This window comes from Luteolibacter yonseiensis, from assembly GCF_016595465.1.
In the GTDB taxonomy this organism is placed as follows: domain Bacteria; phylum Verrucomicrobiota; class Verrucomicrobiia; order Verrucomicrobiales; family Akkermansiaceae; genus Luteolibacter; species Luteolibacter yonseiensis.
Window position 1 is genome coordinate 1,442,970 of record NZ_JAENIK010000011.1, and the last position, 21,856, is coordinate 1,464,825.

Consider the following 21,856-nt stretch of genomic DNA (forward strand, 5'->3'; position numbering starts at 1 on the left):
ATGCTCAGCCCCCGCCTGCCGTCTTCCTTCCGCTGAAGCGGATCGCCACGAAATCCTCCGTGTCCTGCACGCGGAATCCCGCTTTCAACACGCCTTCGGAAATGCCGGGCATGTGCGCGGCCCCCCATGGGATGATGATGTGGTCGGACGTTTTCAACCGCTCCTCCATCACCTCCAGCAGGTGCCGGTTGCGCAGGGTGAGAAGATCGTCGATGAGCCGCTTCGGCAGATCCTCGGGAGCGGGTTGCATCAGGAGCGGCAGGGTTTCGGGAGTGACGCCCTTGGCATGGATCGTCATGGTTTTCTTCAGATACTCCAGGCTGGCCTTGCTGAACTGGGAAATGTCCACATCCGCGGCGACAAGTTCTCCCTTGGGTTTGAAAAACTCCTGTTGCTCGGAAAGTCCGAGGTCCTGGGCGGTTTTCTTGTAGCCCACCTTGTTGGCGAACAGCTTGTCCTTGTCCGAAACGCCTTCCATCAGGATGACGGCTGTCGGAGAAAACGATGCGGTGAGGGATTGGTAGAAATCCGAGTCGCCGATGTGGCTCATGGGCACCAGCTCCACCGTCTTGCCATCATCGCGGATGTATTTCCGCGCCTGCATCGTCATGCCCTCGGGCCGGAGTGATACGAATCCGCCGGTATAATGGTTAAGCGCGAGGCCGCCGCAGACGACGAGATAGGCCACCGTCGCAGGCAGCAGGACCAGCAGGTTCACCGTGGCGAAACCGGCCGTGTGTCCCCATCGGAACCCCCGGTCTCCAAGCTGGTCCACGTTGAACAGCGGCCAGCGGATGCTCCACGAACCGCGCATCTTGCGAAGGACCACCAGGCAGACCACCATCTGGACCACGGAAATTCCGAAGGCGATCCACGGGGCCTGCGTGTGGAAATAAATCATCAGCGGCAGGGCCGCGAGCGCCGTCACCGGGCCGCAGAGGGTCAGAGGGATGAACCACCGCTTCGGGATCATCGGGGTGAGGAGCATCAGTCCGTAAACCGCGAAGGTCATCAGCAGGGTGGGAAGCGCCACCCATGGCAGTGCTCCGACCAGCGAGTGGTTGCCGAGAAAAACGACGAGCGAGTCGCTTGCCAGCGCGACGGTCGCGTTCACCAGCGACATTACGAGAGTGAGGCTGAGGATCGCGGCGATGGCCGTCCTCACGACGGACCGCGGTTTCGGAATGGGAGGTGGTGAAATCTCTGCTGTCATCACGCCGCAGAGCCTTTCGTGGCCGGGTGCTTCAGGCAATTACGATTTGACCGGCGGTTTCCAGTCACCGCTCCCGCTTTGCCCAAGGAAAGACAGGGGACCAGGATGACGCCGACAAAACCCTCTTCAGCGTTCTTCGGATCCTGTCACTGACCGCCCATGACCGATATCATGTGAACCACCGGGTCCAACACGCTGGCCACGGCTCTCTCGGCCAGGAGAAATTGTAAACTGATCCCGAACGCATAGGAGGGCTGGAAATTTTCGATAACCGGAGGCGGGGAATTTGGGGACCCGCTGGGATCGTGACGGAAACGGCGGGCGGGAGGGCGCGAATACGAAGTTTCTTTCTGGCCCTCTCCATGCTGGCAGACGTAGGCTCCGGCATGGACGCCCTGATTCACCACCTCGAAGAAAAACAGGATCTCTCACCCCGTGAGGTGCGGGTGGCGGTGGATCTGTTGCTGGATCCCGCCGCACCGGATGAAAAGAAGGGACGCCTGCTGGAAGCTCTTTCGGCGAAGGGGGAAAAGCCGGACGAGATCGCGGGCTTCGTGGAGGCGTTTCTGGAGCAAGCGGTGAACCCGCACCTCGGATTGCTGGATCTGGAAGGGCCGACGCTGGATGTCTGCGGCACCGGGGGCGACCAACTGGACTTGTTCAATGTCTCCACCACGGCGATGTTCGTCTCCGCCGCGGCGGGGGCGGTGGTGGTGAAGCACGGGAACCGCGGCATCACTTCGAAAAGCGGCGGCGCGGATGTGCTGGAGGCCTTGGGAATCCGGATCGATATGCCGGCGGATGACTTCCGCCGCTGCGTCGAGGTGGCGGGCCTTGGATTCATGTTCGCTCCGTTGTATCATCCGGCGTTCAAATCGGTTGCCGCCGTGCGGAAATCCCTGGCGTCACGCGGAGTGAAGACGATTTTCAACCTGATAGGGCCGCTGATGAATCCCGCGCGGCCGCAATGCCAGCTCATCGGCGTGTTTTCGAGGGACTTGTGTCCGGCGTTTGCCGAGATCCTGCAACGCTTGGGGCGCGAGAGCGCGTGGGCGGTGCATGGCACGACCGGAGACGGCCGCTCGGTGGATGAGGTGAGTCTCATGGGATCGACACGGATCTGTAAAAGCGGCGCGTATCAGGACCAGGAGGACGAGGAAGTCCGGCCGAGGGATTTCGGCTTCGCCCATGCCGAGGTGGAGGATCTCCAGGGCGGGGACGCCAAGGTGAATGCGGTGATTCTCGAAAACATCCTCGCCGGAAAGGAAACCGGGCCGAAGCGTGACATGGTGCTCATGAACGCCGGAGCTTCCCTCGCATGCTGTGGCCTGGCGGACAACATGGGCGATGGTATCAATCTGGCCCGCGAGGTGATCGCGAGCGGTGCCGCGCTGGAGAAACTGCGGTTGTTGCAGAAAGCATCGCGGGCGTGAGGCCGGTGGCACGCCGGCCGGCCTTCCGGTGGGGCGTTTCTGAGGAAGAATGCGAAGGCCTCTTGCTTTCCCGCGACTCCTCATCGACAGGTGGGCGGAAGTCCCGGCATCCTCGTTTTTCGCATCGCCAAACGAGGGATTCCGGACATTACTTGTTAGCCGCATGAAGATCGTTTTCCGCCTGAACTATCATACCATTCCGGGACAGTCGCTTTGGTTGAAATACTCGACCGTGCTGGATGAAAAGGGTGTCCGTTTCGACCAGGTGGTGCCGTTGCAGTGGCTCGACGACCGGCAGTGGGAGGCGTGCGTGAACGTTGGTGGGGCCGGGAGGTTCCGCCTCGAATACAATTACCAGCTCCGCCAGTCCGGAAATGGAGTCGTGCTGGACGAATGGGGGCCCGTCCGTGTGGCGGAGGTGGATCTCGACGCGCGGGACGCGGTGGTGCTGATGGATGAGTGGTGCTCCGCCGGGACTGCGGATTACGCATACGACACGAAGGCGTTCCTTGCCGCGCGGGGTGCAGTGCGGGAGTTTTCCCAGCCCGGGGTACCGGCCAATGCGAACCATTCGTTCCAACTCCGGATGGAAGCCGTCCCCGAGGGAAAGGTGCCGTGCCTGCTTGGCAGCGTGAGCGAAATGGGTAACTGGGGCTGGCACTCCGCGGTCACGCTGGATGAGGTGGCGGAGGGCGTCTGGCAGACCCATCTCTACCTTCCGCCGGACTGGAGGATCGAATACAAATACGGACTCTTCGATCAAAAGCTGGGCTGTGTGGTGGGTGTCGAACACGGTGAGAACCGCAGCCTCGACCCCCGCAACCACGCCCCCCGCCAATGGGTGCAGGTAAGGGATGAATGCTATCGCCGGGACCATGCGGGTCTCTATCACGCGGCGGGTGTCTCCATCCCGGTTTTTTCCCTAAGGAGCGATGAGGGCATGGGGATCGGTGAATTCGCGGACCTGAAGCCTCTGGCTGACTGGGCGTGCGGAGTCGGCTTGAAGCTGATCCAGATCCTTCCCGTCAACGATACGACCTCCTCGCACGATTGGACGGATTCCTATCCTTATTCGGCCATCAGCGTGTTCGCGTTGCATCCCATCTACCTCCGGATCCAGGATCTGGATCACTCCATGTCCGCGGCCTTCAAGGAGCGGGTGCTGTCCGCGCGGGAGTCGCTCAATCCACATGAGCGGGTGGATCATGAGGCGGTGATGAATGTGAAGATGGCGCTGACCCGGGAGGTGTTTGAAGAACATCGTGCGGCGATCGTGGCCGGCGCCCCATTCCGGGAATTCCTCTCGGCCAATGAAGGTTGGGTTGTTCCGTATGCGGTGTTTTGTGTGAAGAGGGATCATTATGGCACGGCGGATTTTTCCCGATGGGAGGAGTGGGCCGTGTATGACCGTGAGAAGGTGGAGGCGCTGACAGAGCCGTCACATCCCGAGTGGCATGCCGTCGCCTACCACATCTGGCTACAACAGGAACTGGACAAGCAACTCTCGGACGCCGTCGCGCATCTCCATTCGAAGGGGCTGGCTCTCAAGGGGGATCTCCCCATCGGCATCGACCGCCAGTCTGTGGACGCGTGGGCGGAGCCGCATCTTTTCAAAATGGACGCACAGGCGGGCGCGCCGCCGGATGCCTTCGCGGTGAAGGGGCAGAACTGGGGATTCCCCACCTACGACTGGGAGGTCATGCGGCGGGATGGATATGCATGGTGGCGGTCACGCTTCGGACAGCTCAGCCGATATTTCGACGCCTACCGCATCGACCACATCCTCGGTTTCTTCCGCATCTGGCAGGTGCCGTATGACCATGTGGAGGGTATCATGGGATTCTTCGATCCCGCGCTGCCGATCCATATCGACGAGATCCGGGAGCGGGGGATCGCGTTTGATTACAACCGGTATTGCCGACCCTACATCCGGTGGGATGCGATCGCCGAACGGTTCGGGGATGCCTCGGAATATGTGAAAAACAATTTCCTGCACGAAGCGGGCCACGGGTATTTCCAATTGCGGGAAAACGTGCTGACGCAAAGACGGATCGACGATTATTTTCAGGAACATCCGCATGAACCGTTCGTCCGCCAGGGACTGTTGGACTGCGCGGCGGAGGTGTTGTTTTTCGAGGTGGCGGGTTCGCACGGCACCTTGTTCCATCCCCGCATGTCGATGCAGGCGACGCATTCGTACCGAGACCTGGATCCCGACACACGCTGGCGGGTGGAGGAACTTTACAACGATTACTTTTTCCGGCGTCAGGAGGAATTCTGGCAAGGCCAGGGACTTGCGAAGCTCCCGGCGATGCGTCGTGCCAGCGACATGCTCTTGTGCGGCGAGGACCTCGGAATGGTGCCGGCCTGTGTGCCGGGCGTCCTGAAGGAACTGGGAATTCTTTCCCTGGAGATCCAGCGGATGCCGAAGACTCACGAAGTGGAGTTCTATCATCCGCAACATGCCCCCTACATGAGTGTGGTCAGTCCTTCCACCCACGACATGTCGACGCTGCGAGGGTGGTGGGAGGAGGATGCCGCCGCGACTGCGCGGTTCGCCTGGCAAATGTTCGGCATCTCCCAACCGGAAAAGGAACTGTCCGGGGACGTCGCGGCGAAGATCATCTGGCAACACCTGCAGTCTCCGGCGATGTGGGCGATTTTCCCGCTACAGGACCTGCTGGCGATGGATGAGGAGCTGCGCCACCCGGTCCCCGAGGCCGAACGCATCAACGTGCCCGCCGTCATCCCGTATTATTGGCGCTACCGCATGCATCTCAGCACCGCGCAACTCGCCACGGCGGATGGATTCAACAAGAGGTTGAGGCATATGATTGTGTCTGTTAACCGCTGATTGTGAACAGATCGGCTGAGGGATTTGCCGGCGTTCCGGGGTGTGGGGCATTGCGGCGGATTTTCCGGAGCGGACGTGCGTGGTCCGGGTGCGCTCCCGGTTTCCCGCCGGTGGAAAATGTGTTATGACAATCGAATTTTCCATGAGGATGCCTTGACCCGGCGAGGGTGGGGGGAATACCGTGCCGCCGATTCCCAGTGTAAGAGCACGATTTTCCGCCATCATGAACATTCACGAATACCAAGCCAAGGAGCTTTTCGACCGTTTCCAAGTCCCCAGCCCCGTCGGCCGGGTCGCGAGCACTCCCGAGGAAGCGGCTGCGGCTGCTAGGGAATTCGCCGGAGCCAAACTGGTGATCAAGGCCCAGGTCCATGCCGGCGGTCGTGGCAAGGGTCACTTCACCAATGGTTTCCAAGGCGGTGTCCATCTCATCGAATCGCCCGAACAGGCTGCGGAATACGCCGGGAAGATGCTCAATGAAACGCTGGTCACCGTGCAGACGGGTGAGGCGGGCAAGCTCGTCAGCAAGGTGATGATCGCCGAGGCGGTGGACATCACCCACGAATACTACCTCGCGATCCTCATGGACCGCGCCACCAGCCGCCCGGTCATCGTCGCCTCCACCGAAGGCGGCATGAGCATCGAGGACGTGGCACACAACACACCGGAGAAGATCATCCGCCAGTTCATCCACCCGCTGCTCGGACTCCAGGGCTACGAGGTTCGCAAGCTCAGCGCCGCGCTCGGCCTGACGGGGGATATCGCCAAACAGTTTGCGAAACTCCTGGGTAATCTCTACAAGCTGTTCATTTCCTGTGATTGTGCGATGCTCGAGATCAACCCGCTCGTCACCACACCGGATGGCCGCGTGCTCGCTCTCGACGCGAAATTCGGCTTCGATGACAATGCTCTTTACCGCCACCCGGACATCGTCGCCATGCGCGACAAGACGGAGGAGGACCCCCGCGAGGTCGCCGCTTCCGAGTATGAGCTGAACTACATCGGCCTTGATGGCAACATCGCCTGCCTCGTCAATGGCGCCGGTCTCGCGATGGCCACCATGGACATCATCAAGCACTTCGGTGGCGAGCCCGCCAACTTCCTCGACGTGGGGGGCGGAGCTTCCAAGGAGCAGGTGACGGCCGCCTTCAAGATCATCCTCGCCGATCCGAACGTGAAGGGCATCCTGATCAACATTTTCGGCGGCATCATGGACTGCAACGTCATCGCGGAAGGCGTCATCGCCGCCGCGAAGGAAACCGGCCTGCCGATCCCGCTCGTCGTCCGTCTGGAAGGAAACAACGTTGAAATGGGCAAGGCCACCCTGGCGGCCTCCGGACTCAACATCGTTTCCGCCGATGACATGTCGGACGGTGCGAAGAAGATCGTCGCCGCCGTGGCTTGAACCCAACCTTCGGAAACCATGCCTGACATCGGAATCAAGGAACTCGCCTTCGTCGGCTACGCGGTGAACGACATCGCCGAATCGCGGGTGTTCTACCGCGAGACCCTCGGTCTCAAGGAAGGCATGGTCTTCGAGCATGAAGGCGAGGTCGGCTGGGTCGAGTTCACGATTCCCGGCGGCCAGACGATCGCCATCACCAAGGCGAGCGAACAATGGCAGCCCAGCGCCCACGGTGGCGGTGTCTGTCTCGAGGTCGCCGACCTTGATGCCGCGGTCTCCGCGCTGGAAGCGGCCGGGGCGAAGTTCGCCCTGCCCATCCAGGACTACCCCGTGTGCCGCCTCGCGCTCGTGTCCGACCCGTCCGGAAACACCATCGCGCTGCACCAGAAGAAGGCGAACCATCCCGAGTGTTCCCACTGAAAGCTTCAAACTGAAAACCAACAATCTCTACTATGGCCATCCTCATTGATGAAAACACCAAGCTCCTGGTTCAGGGGATCACCGGCAGCTTCGGCGCACGCCATGCCTCGCTCTCACTCGCCTACGGCACGAAGCTCGTGGCCGGTGTCACTCCGGGGAAGGGCGGACAGAAGTTTGAGAATGTCGTGCCGATCTTCGACACGGTCAGCCAGGCGGTGAATGAAACCGGTGCCACCGCTTCCGCCATTTTCGTGCCACCTCCGTTCGCCGCCGATGCGATCCTCGAAGCCGCGGACGCGGGCGTGGAACTCATCGTCTGCATCACCGAAGGCATCCCCGTGATGGACATGATGCGCGTGAAGGAAGCCCTCAGAGGTTCGAAGTCCCGCCTCGTCGGCCCGAACTGTCCCGGCCTCGTCACTCCGGGCCGCGGGGAGAAATCCCACGGTGGCTGCCGCATCGGCATCGCTCCCGGCTACATTCACAAGCGTGGCAATGTTGGTGTGGTCTCACGTTCCGGCACGCTCACTTACGAAGCGGTTTTCCAACTCACCCAGCTCGGCTACGGCCAGAGCACCTGCGTCGGCATCGGCGGAGATCCGATCAACGGCACCAACCACCTCGAAGTGTTGGAAATGTTCAACAACGACCCTGAGACCGAGGCGATCATCATGATCGGCGAGATCGGCGGCACCGCCGAGGTGGACGCCGCACGCTGGGCCAAGGAAAACTGCAAGAAGCCGATCGCCGGATTCATCGCCGGAGCGACCGCGCCTCCGGGCCGCCGCATGGGCCACGCCGGCGCCATCGTCGGCGGTGAGGAAGACACCGCCCAAGCCAAGAAGCGCATTCTCGCCGAGTGTGGCATCGCCGTTTCTGAAACACCTTCGGACATGGCGAAGACACTGCTCGAGCGCTGGGGCAAGTGAGATGTGGGGAGAGGTGCGCCACACCTTTCCCGGTTTGGTGATGGAACTCGTCCGGATTGGGGTGATTCTGGGTTGAAACCAGTCACTCCAGGCGGATGGGGTATCCGGTTTGATCAATCCTGTGGCTCAAGTTTTCCCGACTTCCACGAAAAGGTTTGGGATTCGCCTGACGGACCTGTGACCGTGAGCCGGGATCGATCAGCGGAAAATGAGACGCTTTTCGGAGTTCGCGTCCATTGGGGGAGCGTTTGGTCCGAAATATCCGTCCAGTCCGTGTCCCCGGTCCGGCGGAGGATTTCAAGCTTGGCCGGGTAGCCGTTGTCCAATTCGAAGTATTCGCAATAGATCAGGATATGCCGCTGGTCGAGAAGCAGGTAATGGGTCGTCGGATTGAGGGCTTCCTCGGGCATGACGAGATATTTCTCCTGTGCCAATGCGGGCTTGGGGTATCCTTTCTCGATGATCGCTCCGGCATGTTGCAACCGATTGGATGCCGTCTCCCTGTAATCCAGTGCCAGCACGAAATCCCCGATCTTGTGTTCATTGCGGTCGGAAAAGAACGGATGCCGGGCGTCCGTATTTGATCCGGAGTTCCTCGCAACGGGCGAGGCACAGCCACCGAGGAGGAGAAGAATGGGAAAGAGGAGTTTCATGGCTAGTTTCCTTGTGGACCGGGAACTACCCGACCGAGGGCGTGGACTGGAAGTCCAATCGCAAGACTTGTTCCATTTGTTCGGATGGGGGTTCATGATCGGAGCGCCGGATTCAAGCCCGACGCTCTCAGAACAGATGATCCGGCTGCCAGGTTCCGAGCCGCTTCAGCAACTCTTCAGATCCTCAAGCCCCCCGCATCAGCGAGATTTCCGCAAGGGAGACGAGCGCCTTGTACAAGTCCTCACGCGGGGCGGTCTTCAGGTCCGCGACGGTGACGGCGCGGTCCAGGGTGAACTTGCCGGAGCGGGTGCGGCGGAGGGCGCTGAGGTGAGCGCCGCAACCGAGTTTCTCACCGATGTCATGCGCGTAGGTGCGCACGTAGAAGCCTTTGGAGCAATTCACGGTAAAGTCCACTTCGGGCAGTTCGATGCGGGAAATCTCATTTCCCGTGATGTGCACCTTGCGTGGTTCCCGGACGATCTCGATGCCTTTTCTCGCAAGCTTGTAGAGGGGCACCCCGTCCTTCTTGATCGCGGAGACCATCGGCGGGATTTGTTCGAAGTCCCCCATGAAGCTGTCGAACACTTCCTGGATCTCCTGCTTTGAGAAATCCCTGACAGGCTTGGTTTCCAATACCTCACCCTGGCGGTCCTGGGTGCTGGTGGTGGAACCGAGCGTGAGCGTGCCGACGTATTGCTTGTCCTCGCTCATGAGCAGATCCTGGATCTTCGTCGCACGACCGATGACGAGCATGAGCAGTCCGGTAGCCATCGGATCGAGGGTTCCGCAGTGGCCGATTTTTTTGGTATTCAAGGCGCGGCGGGCGATGGCCACGACATCGTGGGATGTCATGTCTTCCGCCTTGTCGATGAGGAGCACGCCGCTCGGGCCTTCGTAGTCGTTGGATGAATTTCGCATATCAGGGAGAATGGGGTGTTATAATCCGGCCGCCTCGATGTGGCGGCGGATGGCGGCGAGCACGAGGGCCTTGGCCTCTTCGAGAGGGCCTGTCATGCGGATGCCCGCGGCCAGCGCGTGACCGCCGCCGCCGAATTCGAGGGCGATCCTGCAGACATCCAGACGCTTGTCCTTCGAGCGCATGGAGACGCGGATTTTTCCGCCTTCCAGCTCTTCGAAAAACACCGCGAGCTGCACTCCGCGGATGGCGCGGATGATGTCGATGAGACCCTCGCTGTCCTCGGGCAGCAGAGCGAGATCGATGCGGGTCTGGTCGCGCAGTTCCCAGTTCGCCACCAGTCCGTCGGCGGAGAGTTCGAGCGTGTTGAGCAGGGCGCGCATCAGCTCGACACGGCGGTACGGGTGGTTGTCGTAAGTTTGGGAGTTCAGGGTGCCGACGTTCAGCCCGCGATGGATGAGATCGGCGGCCATTTCATAGGTCTTCGCCGTGGTGGACGGATACTGGAACGAACCGGTGTCGGTGGAGACGGCGACGTAGATGGCGTCGCGCGTTTCAGCGGGCAGCGGGAGATCGAGCTGGGTGATGATCTGATAAAGGATCTGGCCGGTGGCGGGGCTGGAGGAATCGATGAAATTCAGGTCGCCGTAGGAAGGATTCGACTTGTGGTGGTCGATGTTCAGCCAGATTTTCGCCTTGGATGCGGCGTGGAGCGCGTTGTCGCCAAGGCGTGGCTTGGCGGCGGTGTCGAGGGCGATGGCCACCTCGACATCAAGCGGCTCGGCGGGTGGCAGCTCGATCTTGTCCGAACCGGACATGAAGGCCAGATTGTCCGGCAGGCCGTCCTCATTGATCAGACGGACGGACTTTCCCGCAGCCATCAGGGAGAATCCGAGGGCGAGCTGGGAGCCGATGGCATCGCCGTCCGGACGGACGTGGCTGATGAGCACAAAGGACTGGTGGTCGCGCAGCACTTCGCCGATCCGGGCGATGCTGGCATTTTCGGGAGTGGCGTTCATTTCGCTCATGGGATGGAACCGCAGCGCGGGGGGCGGATTCTTCCCGCGAAGACCGACCGCGCAAGGATAAACCTTGCGACGGACCCCTCCGCTTCCGGCGTTGGTTAAAAATAAAGCACCTGCGGCGGACCGCAGGTGCTGTTTTATGCCATCCCTCCGTGGATTCCCTTATCAATCCAGTGGAGAAAAGTCTTTGAGTGATTTCGGGATGAGCACCTTGCCGACGGAGTGCATCACGCCGTTTGTGGCGGGCACGTCGGCGCTGAAGACCTTGGCCTCATCGACTTCGATCTTGTCTCCATCGACGTCGATCTTGATTTTTTCACCGTTCATCGTTTTCACATCGCCATCCTTCAGTGTGGAGGCGGGCATGTTGCCGGCGATGACGTGATAGAGGAGGAGCGAGCGGAGCTTTTCCTTGTTTTCGGGAAGCATCAGCTTGCCGAGGAGCCCGGCGGGGAGCTTGTCAAAGGCTTCGTCCGTGGGGGCGAAGATCGTGTAGGCGCCCTTGCTGCCGAGTGTCACATCAAGTTCGGCGGCGACGAGGGCTTTCTTCAGGGTGGAAAAGGTGACGCTGTCATTGATGACGTTGGTGAGGGAGCCCTTCTCAATCACGGGACCCTTCTCCACCTTGGTTTCGATGGTGGTCTCGGTTTTGACAGTTTTCTCGGCGGTTGCGGTTTCATCCTGGGCGAAGGCACATGGAGTTGCAGTCGCGAGGGTGCAAAGCACGGCGAAGCGGGTGAACTGGTTGATTTTCATGGTAATGTCAGATGGTTTGTTGGTTGGGTGCCGCAGAAAAACCTCCCGATCCGGGATGACAGGGAGCACTGCGGCGGTTGTCATCGTTCTATTCGCAGTCGGCGTGCCTGATGGATTTTTGAAAAGCAACTCGCTGAAAGTGAAAGGCTAATTCCGAATACGTTCGTGGCGGGAACCCTGCCCCGAGGTGCAAATGATGTAAGGGGAATGCAACCTGCACGGAGTTCGTCTCTGTTGAGGAAACCTGCGCCCGTTCCCACCCATTTGCCTGAAGAGACCATGAAAAGGAGGTGCCGCCCCCCTGTAAGCCGGATTTTGTCCCCCTCTTGCGAGGCTGGACGGCCATTTCTCTCACTCCGCCGGAGCGGAGCGCCCCACTTGCGCGGGATGCGACTAATACCCGGGTTTTGTAACGGACGAGCAGCCCTTTCCCTGTTCTGTCTTGCACCACGCGAGGTTTGCCATGCCGTCCGGTTGCCCGGATTCGCGGTGGGCTCTTACTCCACCATTTCACCCTTGCCTGTGACCTTGCGGTCCATCGGCGGTATCTTTCTGCTGCACTGTCTGTCCGGGATCCTCTCGTTTCCCGTCCCCCACTTTCATGGGGCGCGTTGCTCTATGGTGTCCGGACTTTCCTCACCTCCACTTGCGTGGAACTGCGACCGCCCGGGGAGCGGCGGGCGCAAGGTGGGGGAGAGGAGGTGGTTTTCCAATCAAAAAAAATGTCCGGACGGAATCGGGGTTTCTCCGTCCGGATGAGATTGGTCGTATTCATCGCAAAGTTGGAAGAACAGTTGGAACGCTTCTTCCTGGGACGAGGTGTTCTCCTCGATGAAGGTCATCCAGCCCGCTCCTCCATGGGGATAGGCATGACCGAAGCGCCCGGTGACAAATTGGTGGAAATCCCACGGCATTAGTTGATCACGCCCACGCGAGCCGATGTCATGACCACTGACAAATGCCACCAGGCTGGTGAACGGGTAATCGCTGTCACCCCAATGCATCCCAGGGCGTTTGCGGATGCTGGCGAGGATTGTCTTGGCCTAGGACCAGTCATTGGACCGGAAGACATGGTTGAGCTGGGGCAGGGGATTTCCTTTTTCCAACTGATCCGCGAAAATCCTGAGGGCGAGGACCTTCACCTTGGAAATCGCCTCCTCCCGTGATTCTCCAAATGCCCGGGCACCCGGAATTTGGGGCGCCTTCGCCAACCAGCGTCCATCCGAGTTTTGTTGATATTCGATTTTCATGTTCTCAATTCCCGATCCAGAACACATCCAGGAAAAACCACGCGATCATCATCACGCCGACGACGATCTTGAATCCCATCCCTGCCACAGTCCCGACGACCGATCCCACTCCGGACATTAGTGCTGGCTTGGCTTGTTGTCTGGAGAACGCGACCTCCCCGACGACGGCCCCGATCAGGGGCCCCAGCAGCAGCCCGAACGGGAGGAAAAACAACCCCACGATGCTGCCGACGAGCGCGCCGATGGCGCCCCACCGTGTTCCACCGAACCACTTGGTTCCCGCCGCGCCGCTGAGCATTTCAAAGGCTTGTGAGACGGCCATCAGCAACACCAGCACCAAGAACGACCACCACCTCAACCCGGATGCCTCACCCAGCATCAGCCGATGGGCGACCGCCGCGATGAGCAGGATAAGATGTCCGGGCAGGACCGGCAGCACACATCCCACCGCCCCCGCCGCCAGAAGGCATCCCGTCACGATCCAGGCCGCGCCCGTTCCCACGCCCTGCCACATTCCGCTGGATTGCATCGCTTCCCACATGGCGGGTTGTTTACAGGGGAATGAGGGAAGGTGCAAATGCTTAGGATGCGGAGGGCTTGGAGGACAGGAATATTCCCATCCCAAATCGTTCTTGCGATTTTCACAATCGACGAGAAATACCTCACACGAAGTTCGAGTAATCATACAAACTCCCGAGATTGACCGTTCCTTCGTGCGGACGGGAGTCAAACCCAGAAACAGCCCCACATCCATGCCCTCATCGTCATTCAGCCGCCGTCGCTTCCTTCAAACCACCGGGCTAGGTGCCGGTGGCGCCTTGCTGGGATTTCCCGCCATCGTCCGTGGCCAGAACCTGAACAGCCGTATCAACGTGGCGTGCATCGGGGTGGGAGGAAAAGGTGACAGCGACGTGAATGATGCCGCAAGGTGCGGCGGCACCATCGTGGGTCTTTGTGACGTGGATGCGGGTTACCTGAACAAGAAGGGAGAACAGTATCCGGACGCGAAGAAGTTCGTCGATTTCCGCAAGATGCTGGAGGAAATGGACAAGTCCATCGACGCGGTGACCATTTCCACGCCGGACCACCTGCACGGTGTAGCGGCGATGGCGGCGATGAAGCTGGGCAAGCACATCTACTGCCAGAAGCCCCTCACCCAGACCGTTTTCGAGGCGCGCGAACTTCGCCGCGTGGCTCTGGAGAACAAGCTCGCCACCCAGATGGGGAACCAGGGAAGTGCGGCGGACGGTTTGCGCCGTGCGGTGGAGGTCATCCAGTCGGGATTGATCGGAAATCCCAAGGAGCTCCACGTCTGGTCGAACCGCCCGATCTGGCCGCAGGGGATGGACCGCCCGGCGGGGGAGAATCCGGTGCCGGAGGGTCTGGACTGGAATCTCTGGCTCGGTCCCGCGCAAATGAGACCTTATCTGAAAGATACGTATCATCCGTTCAAATGGCGTGGCTGGAAGGATTTCGGCACGGGCGCGTTGGGCGACATGGCCTGCCACACGGTGAACATGCCGTTCCGTGCGTTGAAACTGGGTTATCCGACCGTGGTCGAGTGTGAGATGGCGTCCCGCATCTATTCGGACACGTATCCGCTCACCTCGCGCATCCGCTTCGAATTCCCCGAGCGGGAAGGCCTGCCGCCGCTGAAGTTCTGGTGGTATGACGGATCGCCGGGAAATGCGGAAAAACCGCTGCGCCCGTATCCGGACATCGTCAGCAGCGTGACGGCGCTCGAAGGGAAATTCCCCGCCAGCGGCTGCCTCATCATCGGAGAAAAAGGCCAGGTGTTCTCTCCGGACGACTACGGCGCGAAGTTCCTCATCCAGCTTGAGGGCGAGCCCGGTCTTACGGACGGCAGCAAGCATGAGGCTGTCGCGGCGATCCCGCAAACGATCCCACGCTCTCCGGGGCACAACCAGGAGTGGTTCGACATGATCAAGAACGGCACGCCGGCCTATTCGAATTTCGAGATCGCGGGCTACCTCACGGAAATCATCCTGCTCGGTTGCATCGCCCTGCGCGTTGGCGAAGGGGTGAGGATGGAATGGGACGGCCCCGGCATGCGCTCGCCGAATTGCCCGGAAGCGGCGCAGTTCGTGAAACGCAACGAGCGCACGGGCTGGTGAACGACTTTTTGCGGGATTTTCCCCACCGGGAGCGCGGAAGTCATTCCGCGCTCCCGGTGGGGGGATTGCGCTCCGATCGACGGAGGGATGATCCTTTGTTGCCAAGGTATCCGTATGGTCCGTCGTCTCCCGTTCCTATCGACAGTTCGCCAGATAAAATTCGAGTTCGATCAGGTCCGAACGCCGGAGCATCCATCGCATCGAAGGCAGTTGTGATCTTAACGCGGAGAGTTCTATTTCCCGGGAGATCGAGTCCGACATGAGCGAGACAAACCGCGCGCGACCGTTTTCCACCAGGAGGAAGGGACGAAAGGCCAACGGGAGCAGCAGCAGGGAAATCGCCACGGCGATGATGGTGAATGCGGTATCCCGCAACGAGAATGCGACGATCAGCAACATCAGGATCGGGTACATGGCGCGCATGCCGTAGCGCACGCGGATAACGCGGTAAGGGGTCATTTCGCCGGATCGTTTCTGTTGGACTCCTCGATCTGTCGGATCAAGGAAGCGACGAAGGTATCCAGCTTTTCCTTTTGCGGACCGGAGCGGGCGAGATCCAGACCGGATGCTCCCGCGAGAGATCTGAAACAAACGAACTCGACCTTGCGCAAGGTGGCAAGCGACAGAGCGAAGCCCCACATGCCGGCGCAGGCGGTGAGGATGGGAGGCTTGGACGCCCAGTCCATGTGGAAGCCGCTGATGAGGGTGACGTTGACCAAAAGTGAGACGCCAAACAGCCCGAGACCCGCCCCGAACAACGGATTCCGGAGCCAGATGGTGTCGTAATGCTGGTCCAATCCTTTCAGCGGAACGCGGCATTGGAACTCCGCCCGGAAAGTGGTGCTGCCGGAGATGAGCACGCTGTCCGGCAACAGGTTGAAGACGCGGCGGCCGTCGAAGCGTTTTTCCGAATAAGTGGCGATCGGCTCCATGTAGGACGCTTGGTATGCCAACCATGGCGGCGGGTGGCGAGAAGTTTCCGAAATGGAAGGGATACCCTGCCGTTCCGGATCAAAATGTCGGGACCGGTGTTTGGATTCCGTGGTGCTTTGGGGTTGAGTTGCCATTTCGCCCGGATACTCTGCCCGGACGGACCCCCAATGAATCGAATGACCATTTTAAAAACACTGGCCTTCCTCGCAGCCTTGCTGCCGTTGTGTCTTTCCGCCCAAGCCCCTGAGAGCATCATGGTGGTCGAAGCTTATTCCGGCAAGGTGCTGATCGCATCGAACGCCGGTCTCAAGCGGCCCATCGCCAGCATCACCAAGGTCGCGACCGCCTGTGTGGCGGTGGATTGGGCGACGGCTACTGGCACGGATCTCGGCACCACCATCACCGTTCCGCAGACGATCACGCTCGTGGGAGGCCCGAATCCGATGAACCTGCAACCCGGCGACCAGATGTCGCTGCGCGACGCTTTGTATTCCGCGCTGCTGGGGTCCGACAATCTGGCTGCGGTGACGATCGCGAACCACGTGGGTGGTGAAATCGCCTCCCGCCGCGGTTCAAACGCCGATCCGGTGGGGATTTTCGTCGGAGAAATGAACCAACTGACCAAAGCGGTGGGAGCGACCGCCACGCGTTTCGCCAATCCTCACGGCCTCGAACGGCAGGGGACCAAGGCATATTCCACCGCGGCCGATGTGGCCCGTCTCTCGATCTATGCGATGCGCCGCCCCGCCATCACCTTCATCACGAGCAAGCAGGATCGCCAGATCTCGGTGACCAGCGGTGGTGCCAAGCGGAGCTTCACCCTTAAGAACACCAACGAATTGGCGGGGGAAACCGGCATCCTCGGGGTCAAAACCGGAACGACCGCCGCCGCCGGGCCTTGTCTTTCCGTCTGCATGGACCGCGATCCGCTCGTCCGCCAGAAGCCGGATGGCTCGAAGGGCGCCACGCCGCGGCGTCTCGTGGTGGTGGTGCTGAACAATCCGGACCGTTTCAGCCGCGCACGCAATCTGCTGCGCCAAGGGTGGGGGATTTACGATCAATGGCTCTCCGCCGGTGCTCCGGTGCAGAACAAGGAGCGCGAGATCCTGCACGTGCCGATGCCGAAATAACCGGAAATTTTCAAACCACCCACCACCATGCGAATTGGAATTCTCAACAGCGGCGGGGATTGCCCCGGCTTGAACGCGGTCATCCACGGCGTCGTCGGCGCGGCGGACCAACTCGGATGGGAGGTCATCGGCTTCCGAGATGGCTTCGAGGGCCTGCTGCCGCCGGCTGATTATGCGGTGCTCAAGCCAAAGGACACCATCGGGATCCTGAAACTCGGCGGCACCATCCTTGGAACCACGAACAAGGGGCATTTCGTCGCGAAAAAGGGCAAGGGCGACATCGCGGAAGTCCCGGCGGAAGTGGTGGCCCGGGCAAAGGAGACGATGGACGCGCTGGAAATCAAGGCGCTCGTCGTGGTGGGAGGCGATGGGTCGCTGACCACCGCGCTCCAGCTCCACCGTCTCGGCTGGCCGATCATCGGAGTGCCGAAGACCATCGACAACGACCTCAGCGCGACGGCGTTCACCTTCGGCTTCGACAGCGCCGTTTCCACGGTGGTCGATGCGCTGGACCGCCTCCATACCACCGGCGAGAGCCATAAGCGGGTGATGGTACTGGAAGTGATGGGCCGCCATGCCGGCTGGATCGCACTCTGGGGAGGCATCGCGGGTGGGGCGAATGTCATCCTGCTGCCGGAGATTCCCTTTTCCTTTGAAAAAATCGCCGAACATATCCGGTCCCGCGAGGAACAGGGGCACCACAGCACCCTCGTCGTCGTGGCGGAGGGCGCGCACCTGCCGGACGGGGACATCGTCACCGTGGACGCGAATTGCGCCGGAGAGGTCCGCCTCGGTGGCATCGGCGAGCGGGTCGCGCAAAAACTCCAGCAGCTCACCGGCAAGGAAGCCCGCGCCTGCGTGCTGGGCCACCTCCAGCGCGGCGGCTCTCCCACCGCGCTCGACCGTATTCTCGGCATGCGTTTCGGAGTGATGGCGGTAAAGCTCGCGGCGGAAGGAGCATTCGGCCGCATGGTGAGCTACCAAGCCTACCACGTTGACTCCGTGGAAATCGAGGAAGCCGTGCACCAGCTCCGTCTCGTCGAGCCGGACAGCGAGGTCGTGCAGGCCGCCAAGGCCGTGGGCATCTGTCTGGGAGATTGAAGAAGCCGGGAGTTTGGAGTTGAGAGTTGAGGGCGAGAGGCAAGACTCGGTTTTTCCGCTTCCTCTTCGCTGCCAACACGCCACCATCCTGTCCGACACCTTTCCTGCGAGTCCGTGGCCGGGGTGGAAGTCGAAACGGATTTTTCCACTTTCTTCCCACTCCCAACACCCAACCTTCAATCCTCTACCTCTTCCCATGTCCTCCGATCCACTTCTCCAAATCCTCCGCCGCAAGGCCCGTGTCACCGATCAGGAACTCGCCGACCTGCTTTCCTCGGACCAGGAAACCGTGGCGAAAAGCGTCGCCGCATGGGAGGATGACGGCACCATTCTTGGCTACCACGCGGTGATCGACCCGGAGGCTACGGGAGACACTTCCGTTTCCGCGTTCATCGAGGTGAAGGTCACGCCCGAGCGCGGTGGTGGTTTCGACCGTCTCGCCACCCGTGTGGCCCGTTTTGACCAGGTGGTGTCGTGCTACCTCGCCAGCGGCGGTTATGACCTGATGGTCGTGGTGGAAGGTGGCGACCTCCGCGAGGTGGCGCGCTTTGTTTCGGAAAAACTCAGCTCGCTGGAAGGGGTCATCTCCACGGCCACCCACTTCCGCCTGAAGACCTACAAGGAGAACGGATTCCTCTTCGACCGCGGAGCCACGACCGAGCGGTTGGCGGTTTCTCCGTGAGGTGCTGAATAGAGGGAGCATTCGACGATAGGTTCCATGGGACTGATGGAGCCTATGACGTGATGCCATTCGGAATCATTTCGATGAATGAAATGAGAAGCTCCGGACGTTTTCTCACGATGCTTCCTAAAACCTTGCTACCATTCCTGTTCCTGACGGTCTCACTGCAGGCGGCACCTGTTTTCATTGGTACGAACACCGGAAAATCCGGAAGCAAGGGGATCTATCTGGCGGATTTCGATACCGCCACCGGCAAGCTCTCCGAGCCGGAGCTGGCGGCGGAATACAAGAACCCCGGATTCCTCGCGCTGCATCCCTCCAAGCCCATCCTCTATGCCTGCGGCCAGCCGACGAAGGATTTCGGCGATGGCACGAACTCCGTCGCCGCCTTCGCCATCGGCGGGGATCACGCGCTGAAGTTTCTCGGCGAGGCTTCCGTCGGCGGCAAAGGCGCGTGCCACGTGGCGGTGGATGGAACCGGGAACACCGCGGCCGTGGCGAACTACGGCGATGGCAGCTTTTCCACGATCAAGCTCGGTGCGGATGGCGTGCCGGGGGAAATCGGCACCGTGATTCTCAGCAAGGGCTCGGGGCCCAACAAGAACCGCCAGCAGGGACCGCACGCGCACGGCGTTTATTTCGACAAGGCGAACAAGCATCTGATCGTCCCGGACCTGGGACTGGACAAGGTGCTGGTCTATCCATTCGACGCGGCCACCTCCAAGCTGGGCGAGCCGCTTGCCCCGCTGGTCACCGCGCCCGGGGCCGGACCACGGCATCTGGCTTTTTCCGCGGACGAGAAGAACGCCTACGTGATCAACGAACTGGACAACACCGTGCTCGCCACCCGTTACGATGCGGGAAAATTCACGGCCCTCGGCACCGTCGCCACGCTCCCCGGCGATTTCAAGGGCGGCAGCACCACTGCGGAGGTCGAGGTACACCCGAACGGGAAATTCGTTTATGGCTCGAACCGCGGGCACGACTCCATCGTCGTTTATCGTCGCGACGAGAAGACTGGTGATCTGACATTCGTGCAGCACGCTCCCTGCGGCGGGAAGACTCCGCGCCATTTCAAGATCGATCCGAGTGGGAAATGGTTGCTCTGCGCCCATCAGGATTCGAACACCATCAGCGTGCTGTCGCTGGATCCCGCTACGGGACTTTTGGGTGAGCCCGCGAACACCGTTTCCGCGCCGAGCGCGATCTGTCTGCTCTTTGCGAAGTGACGGATGGAAAGGTCCGCCTCCTGTGGAAACTAGGGGTTGCGTCGCCAAATAGATGCCGCCAGATTCCGCGTGATGAACAAAGCGTCTATTGGATTTGTCGGTGTCGGGAGGATGGGGGCGAACATGGCCCGCCGGCTTGCGGACCTGGGCTACAAGATCGCCGCCATTTATGACCACCACGAGGCGTCCGCCATCTCGCTGGCGGTGGAGCTGGGCAGCACGGCGACCCGCTCGCTGGCGGAGGTCACCGCTGCGTCGGATGTGATTTTCACCGTGGTCACGGATGACGCGGCGATGCGCGAGATTTTCTCCGGCGACGAGTCCCTGCTCAAGGGGGCGGCGGGCAAGGTTTTCATCAACTGCGCGACTGTCAGCCCCGCCGTGCACGAGGCGGCGGCGGAGGCGGCCGCTGCGGCGGGAGCCGGAACGCTCGCGGCGAGCATGGCCTCCAGCATCACCCAGGCGCGCCAGGGCACGCTCTATCTGATGATCGGCGGCGAGCCGGAGGTTTTCGAAAAACAGGAAGAACTGCTCAAGGACATCTCCGCATCGCTGATCCACGTCGGCCCGGTGGGGAATGCGGCGAAGATCAAGGCCCTGGTGAACATGGTCATGAACATCAATACCGCGGGCCTGGCGGAGGGGCTCGGCCTCGGAGCGGCGCTCGGACTTGATCTGGCGGTGTTGAAGCTGGTGTTTTCCCAAACCGGTGCGAATTCCCGGGTGCTTGAAACCGATGGCGACGACATGATCGTCCGCGAGCACGACTGCTATTTCTCCGCGGCGCACGCGGCGAAGGACAGCGGCATCGCTAATTCGCTCGCCGCCGCAGCCGGTGTGACCGTGCCTCTCTCCCACGCGACGGAGGTGCAATACCGGAAAATGATCGACCTGGGGCTGGGTGAATTGGATAAATCCGGCATCGCCGAACTGACCTTCCCGGACCGCGCCGGAGTCTAACCGCCATTTCCGCCATGATGACCGACTGTGAAATCAGGAACCGCTCGGGAGAGCGCATCGACCACTCGTTCCACCCCGGGTTCCGTGCGGACGCTCTCGTCATCCTCGCCCATGGTGTCACCGGCAACAAGGACCGCCCGCAGCTTGTCGCGCTGGCGGAAGGTTTGTCCGCCCGGGGCTGGCCGTGCCTGCGGATTTCCTATGCCGGCAATGGCGGATCGGAAGGACGCTTCGAAGACTCCTGCATCACCAAGGAAGTCGGTGATCTCCAGGCGGTGATGGACATGGTTCCGGATACCGCGCGCATCGCCTACGTGGGGCATAGCATGGGCGGGGCCGTGGGAGTGCTCACCGCCGCGCGGGATCTCCGCATCCGGTTGCTGGTCTCGCTGGCCGGCATGACCCATACGGCGGATTTCGTCCGTCGTGAGTTCGCGGATGTCACACCCGGCCAAGGTTTCATGTGGGAGGATGAGAATTGCCCGCTTTCGGAAACCTATGTGAACGATCTCCTGCAGATCGGGAGCACCCTCGCCGCTGCCGAAGCCGTCACTCAACCATGGCTTCTCATCCACGGTGACGCGGATGACCTGGTGCCGATCCAGGACGGGCGCGATGCCTTCGAAGCCGCACTGGTTGAGAAAAAATTTCTCGCCATCCCCGGTGCCGGACATTCGTTCGACGAGACCAGCCATCCGCAGCTCGTCGATGCGGTGGATGAATGGCTCTCCGCGGCATTTGGCGGAAACTGAGGATTGGGGGGGGCGCTGGATTTTCCCGGTGAGGCTGGAAGTCAAGGCATGCAAAATGCTGTTGCGCTCTCCAGACGCG

22 protein-coding genes and 1 other RNA gene are annotated in these 21,856 nt (G+C 61.0%); 12 read left to right on the forward strand and 11 right to left on the reverse strand.

The features are described 5' to 3' along the window. Positions 1–4: 4 nt before the first annotated feature. Positions 5–1,252, reverse strand: a complete 1,248-nt coding sequence (locus JIN84_RS15590) for a TraB/GumN family protein (RefSeq protein WP_200351969.1) — start codon at positions 1,250–1,252, stop codon at positions 5–7. Between the two features lie 323 nt (positions 1,253–1,575). Between JIN84_RS15590 and trpD the strand changes: the two genes are divergently transcribed. From trpD to sucD, 5 genes are all read left to right on the forward strand, one after another. Then, a complete protein-coding gene (gene trpD / locus JIN84_RS15595; protein WP_234043482.1) occupies positions 1,576–2,646 on the forward strand; it encodes an anthranilate phosphoribosyltransferase in 1,071 nt (356 codons plus the stop codon). Positions 2,647–2,809: 163 nt separating this feature from the next. Further along, positions 2,810–5,500, forward strand: coding sequence for a 4-alpha-glucanotransferase (locus JIN84_RS15600; protein WP_200351970.1), 2,691 nt, complete (start codon positions 2,810–2,812; stop codon positions 5,498–5,500). Positions 5,501–5,723: 223 nt separating this feature from the next. After that, complete coding sequence (sucC, locus tag JIN84_RS15605) at positions 5,724–6,905, forward strand: ADP-forming succinate--CoA ligase subunit beta (protein ID WP_200351971.1); 1,182 nt, start codon at positions 5,724–5,726, stop codon at positions 6,903–6,905. Between the two features lie 18 nt (positions 6,906–6,923). Further along, positions 6,924–7,325, forward strand: a complete 402-nt coding sequence (locus JIN84_RS15610; RefSeq protein ID WP_200351972.1) for a VOC family protein — start codon at positions 6,924–6,926, stop codon at positions 7,323–7,325. 32 nt (positions 7,326–7,357) lie between these two features. After that, positions 7,358–8,254, forward strand: coding sequence for a succinate--CoA ligase subunit alpha (sucD, locus tag JIN84_RS15615; RefSeq protein ID WP_200351973.1), 897 nt, complete (start codon positions 7,358–7,360; stop codon positions 8,252–8,254). Between the two features lie 113 nt (positions 8,255–8,367). Here the strand turns inward: sucD and JIN84_RS15620 are convergent, their stop codons facing one another. From JIN84_RS15620 to JIN84_RS15655, 8 genes are all read right to left on the reverse strand, one after another. Next, positions 8,368–8,907, reverse strand: coding sequence for a hypothetical protein (locus tag JIN84_RS15620; protein ID WP_200351974.1), 540 nt, complete (start codon positions 8,905–8,907; stop codon positions 8,368–8,370). A 184-nt stretch (positions 8,908–9,091) separates the two neighbouring features. Next, positions 9,092–9,826, reverse strand: coding sequence for a tRNA pseudouridine(55) synthase TruB (truB, locus tag JIN84_RS15625; RefSeq protein WP_200351975.1), 735 nt, complete (start codon positions 9,824–9,826; stop codon positions 9,092–9,094). 18 nt (positions 9,827–9,844) lie between these two features. Continuing rightward, complete coding sequence (locus JIN84_RS15630; RefSeq protein WP_200351976.1) at positions 9,845–10,852, reverse strand: DHH family phosphoesterase; 1,008 nt, start codon at positions 10,850–10,852, stop codon at positions 9,845–9,847. A gap of 162 nt (positions 10,853–11,014) precedes the next feature. Further along, positions 11,015–11,605 (reverse strand): fasciclin domain-containing protein, encoded by a 591-nt coding sequence (locus JIN84_RS15635; RefSeq protein WP_200351977.1) that lies wholly within the window; start codon positions 11,603–11,605, stop codon positions 11,015–11,017. Between the two features lie 288 nt (positions 11,606–11,893). Then, positions 11,894–12,283, reverse strand: an RNA gene (gene rnpB, locus JIN84_RS15640) — RNase P RNA component class A. A 35-nt stretch (positions 12,284–12,318) separates the two neighbouring features. Beyond that, entirely contained in the window at positions 12,319–12,609 is a 291-nt protein-coding gene (locus JIN84_RS15645; protein WP_200351978.1) for a hypothetical protein, read from the reverse strand. A gap of 39 nt (positions 12,610–12,648) precedes the next feature. Next, the gene (locus tag JIN84_RS15650) at positions 12,649–12,855 is read right to left on the reverse strand and encodes a type II toxin-antitoxin system HicB family antitoxin (protein ID WP_200351979.1); all 207 of its coding nucleotides are present in this window, start codon (positions 12,853–12,855) and stop codon (positions 12,649–12,651) included. Positions 12,856–12,859: 4 nt separating this feature from the next. Continuing rightward, the gene (locus JIN84_RS15655; protein WP_200351980.1) at positions 12,860–13,396 is read right to left on the reverse strand and encodes a DUF456 domain-containing protein; all 537 of its coding nucleotides are present in this window, start codon (positions 13,394–13,396) and stop codon (positions 12,860–12,862) included. A 211-nt stretch (positions 13,397–13,607) separates the two neighbouring features. Here JIN84_RS15655 and JIN84_RS15660 point away from each other — a divergent pair, with 211 nt between their 5' ends. After that, positions 13,608–14,990, forward strand: a complete 1,383-nt coding sequence (locus JIN84_RS15660; protein ID WP_200351981.1) for a Gfo/Idh/MocA family protein — start codon at positions 13,608–13,610, stop codon at positions 14,988–14,990. A 135-nt stretch (positions 14,991–15,125) separates the two neighbouring features. Here JIN84_RS15660 and JIN84_RS15665 read toward each other — a convergent pair whose 3' ends face one another. Both JIN84_RS15665 and JIN84_RS15670 read right to left on the reverse strand, forming a co-directional pair. Further along, the gene (locus JIN84_RS15665) at positions 15,126–15,449 is read right to left on the reverse strand and encodes a hypothetical protein (protein ID WP_200351982.1); all 324 of its coding nucleotides are present in this window, start codon (positions 15,447–15,449) and stop codon (positions 15,126–15,128) included. Further along, the gene (locus tag JIN84_RS15670; RefSeq protein ID WP_200351983.1) at positions 15,446–15,922 is read right to left on the reverse strand and encodes a hypothetical protein; all 477 of its coding nucleotides are present in this window, start codon (positions 15,920–15,922) and stop codon (positions 15,446–15,448) included. Before JIN84_RS15670 ends, JIN84_RS15665 begins: the two co-directional genes overlap by 4 nt. 177 nt (positions 15,923–16,099) lie before the next feature. Between JIN84_RS15670 and JIN84_RS15675 the strand changes: the two genes are divergently transcribed. From JIN84_RS15675 to JIN84_RS15700, 6 genes are all read left to right on the forward strand, one after another. Next, the gene (locus JIN84_RS15675) at positions 16,100–17,053 is read left to right on the forward strand and encodes a D-alanyl-D-alanine carboxypeptidase family protein (protein WP_200351984.1); all 954 of its coding nucleotides are present in this window, start codon (positions 16,100–16,102) and stop codon (positions 17,051–17,053) included. A 27-nt stretch (positions 17,054–17,080) separates the two neighbouring features. Then, on the forward strand, positions 17,081–18,154 hold the full coding sequence (locus JIN84_RS15680; RefSeq protein ID WP_200351985.1) for a 6-phosphofructokinase: 1,074 nt from the start codon (positions 17,081–17,083) through the stop codon (positions 18,152–18,154). Between the two features lie 196 nt (positions 18,155–18,350). After that, positions 18,351–18,836 carry an Lrp/AsnC family transcriptional regulator gene (locus JIN84_RS15685; RefSeq protein ID WP_200351986.1) on the forward strand — a complete coding sequence of 162 codons (486 nt, stop codon included), beginning with the start codon at positions 18,351–18,353 and terminating at the stop codon, positions 18,834–18,836. A 119-nt stretch (positions 18,837–18,955) separates the two neighbouring features. Further along, complete coding sequence (locus tag JIN84_RS15690) at positions 18,956–20,065, forward strand: lactonase family protein (RefSeq protein WP_200351987.1); 1,110 nt, start codon at positions 18,956–18,958, stop codon at positions 20,063–20,065. Between the two features lie 72 nt (positions 20,066–20,137). Then, positions 20,138–21,025, forward strand: coding sequence for an NAD(P)-dependent oxidoreductase (locus JIN84_RS15695; protein WP_200351988.1), 888 nt, complete (start codon positions 20,138–20,140; stop codon positions 21,023–21,025). Between the two features lie 14 nt (positions 21,026–21,039). Further along, complete coding sequence (locus JIN84_RS15700; RefSeq protein WP_200351989.1) at positions 21,040–21,777, forward strand: alpha/beta hydrolase; 738 nt, start codon at positions 21,040–21,042, stop codon at positions 21,775–21,777. Positions 21,778–21,856: the final 79 nt, after the last annotated feature.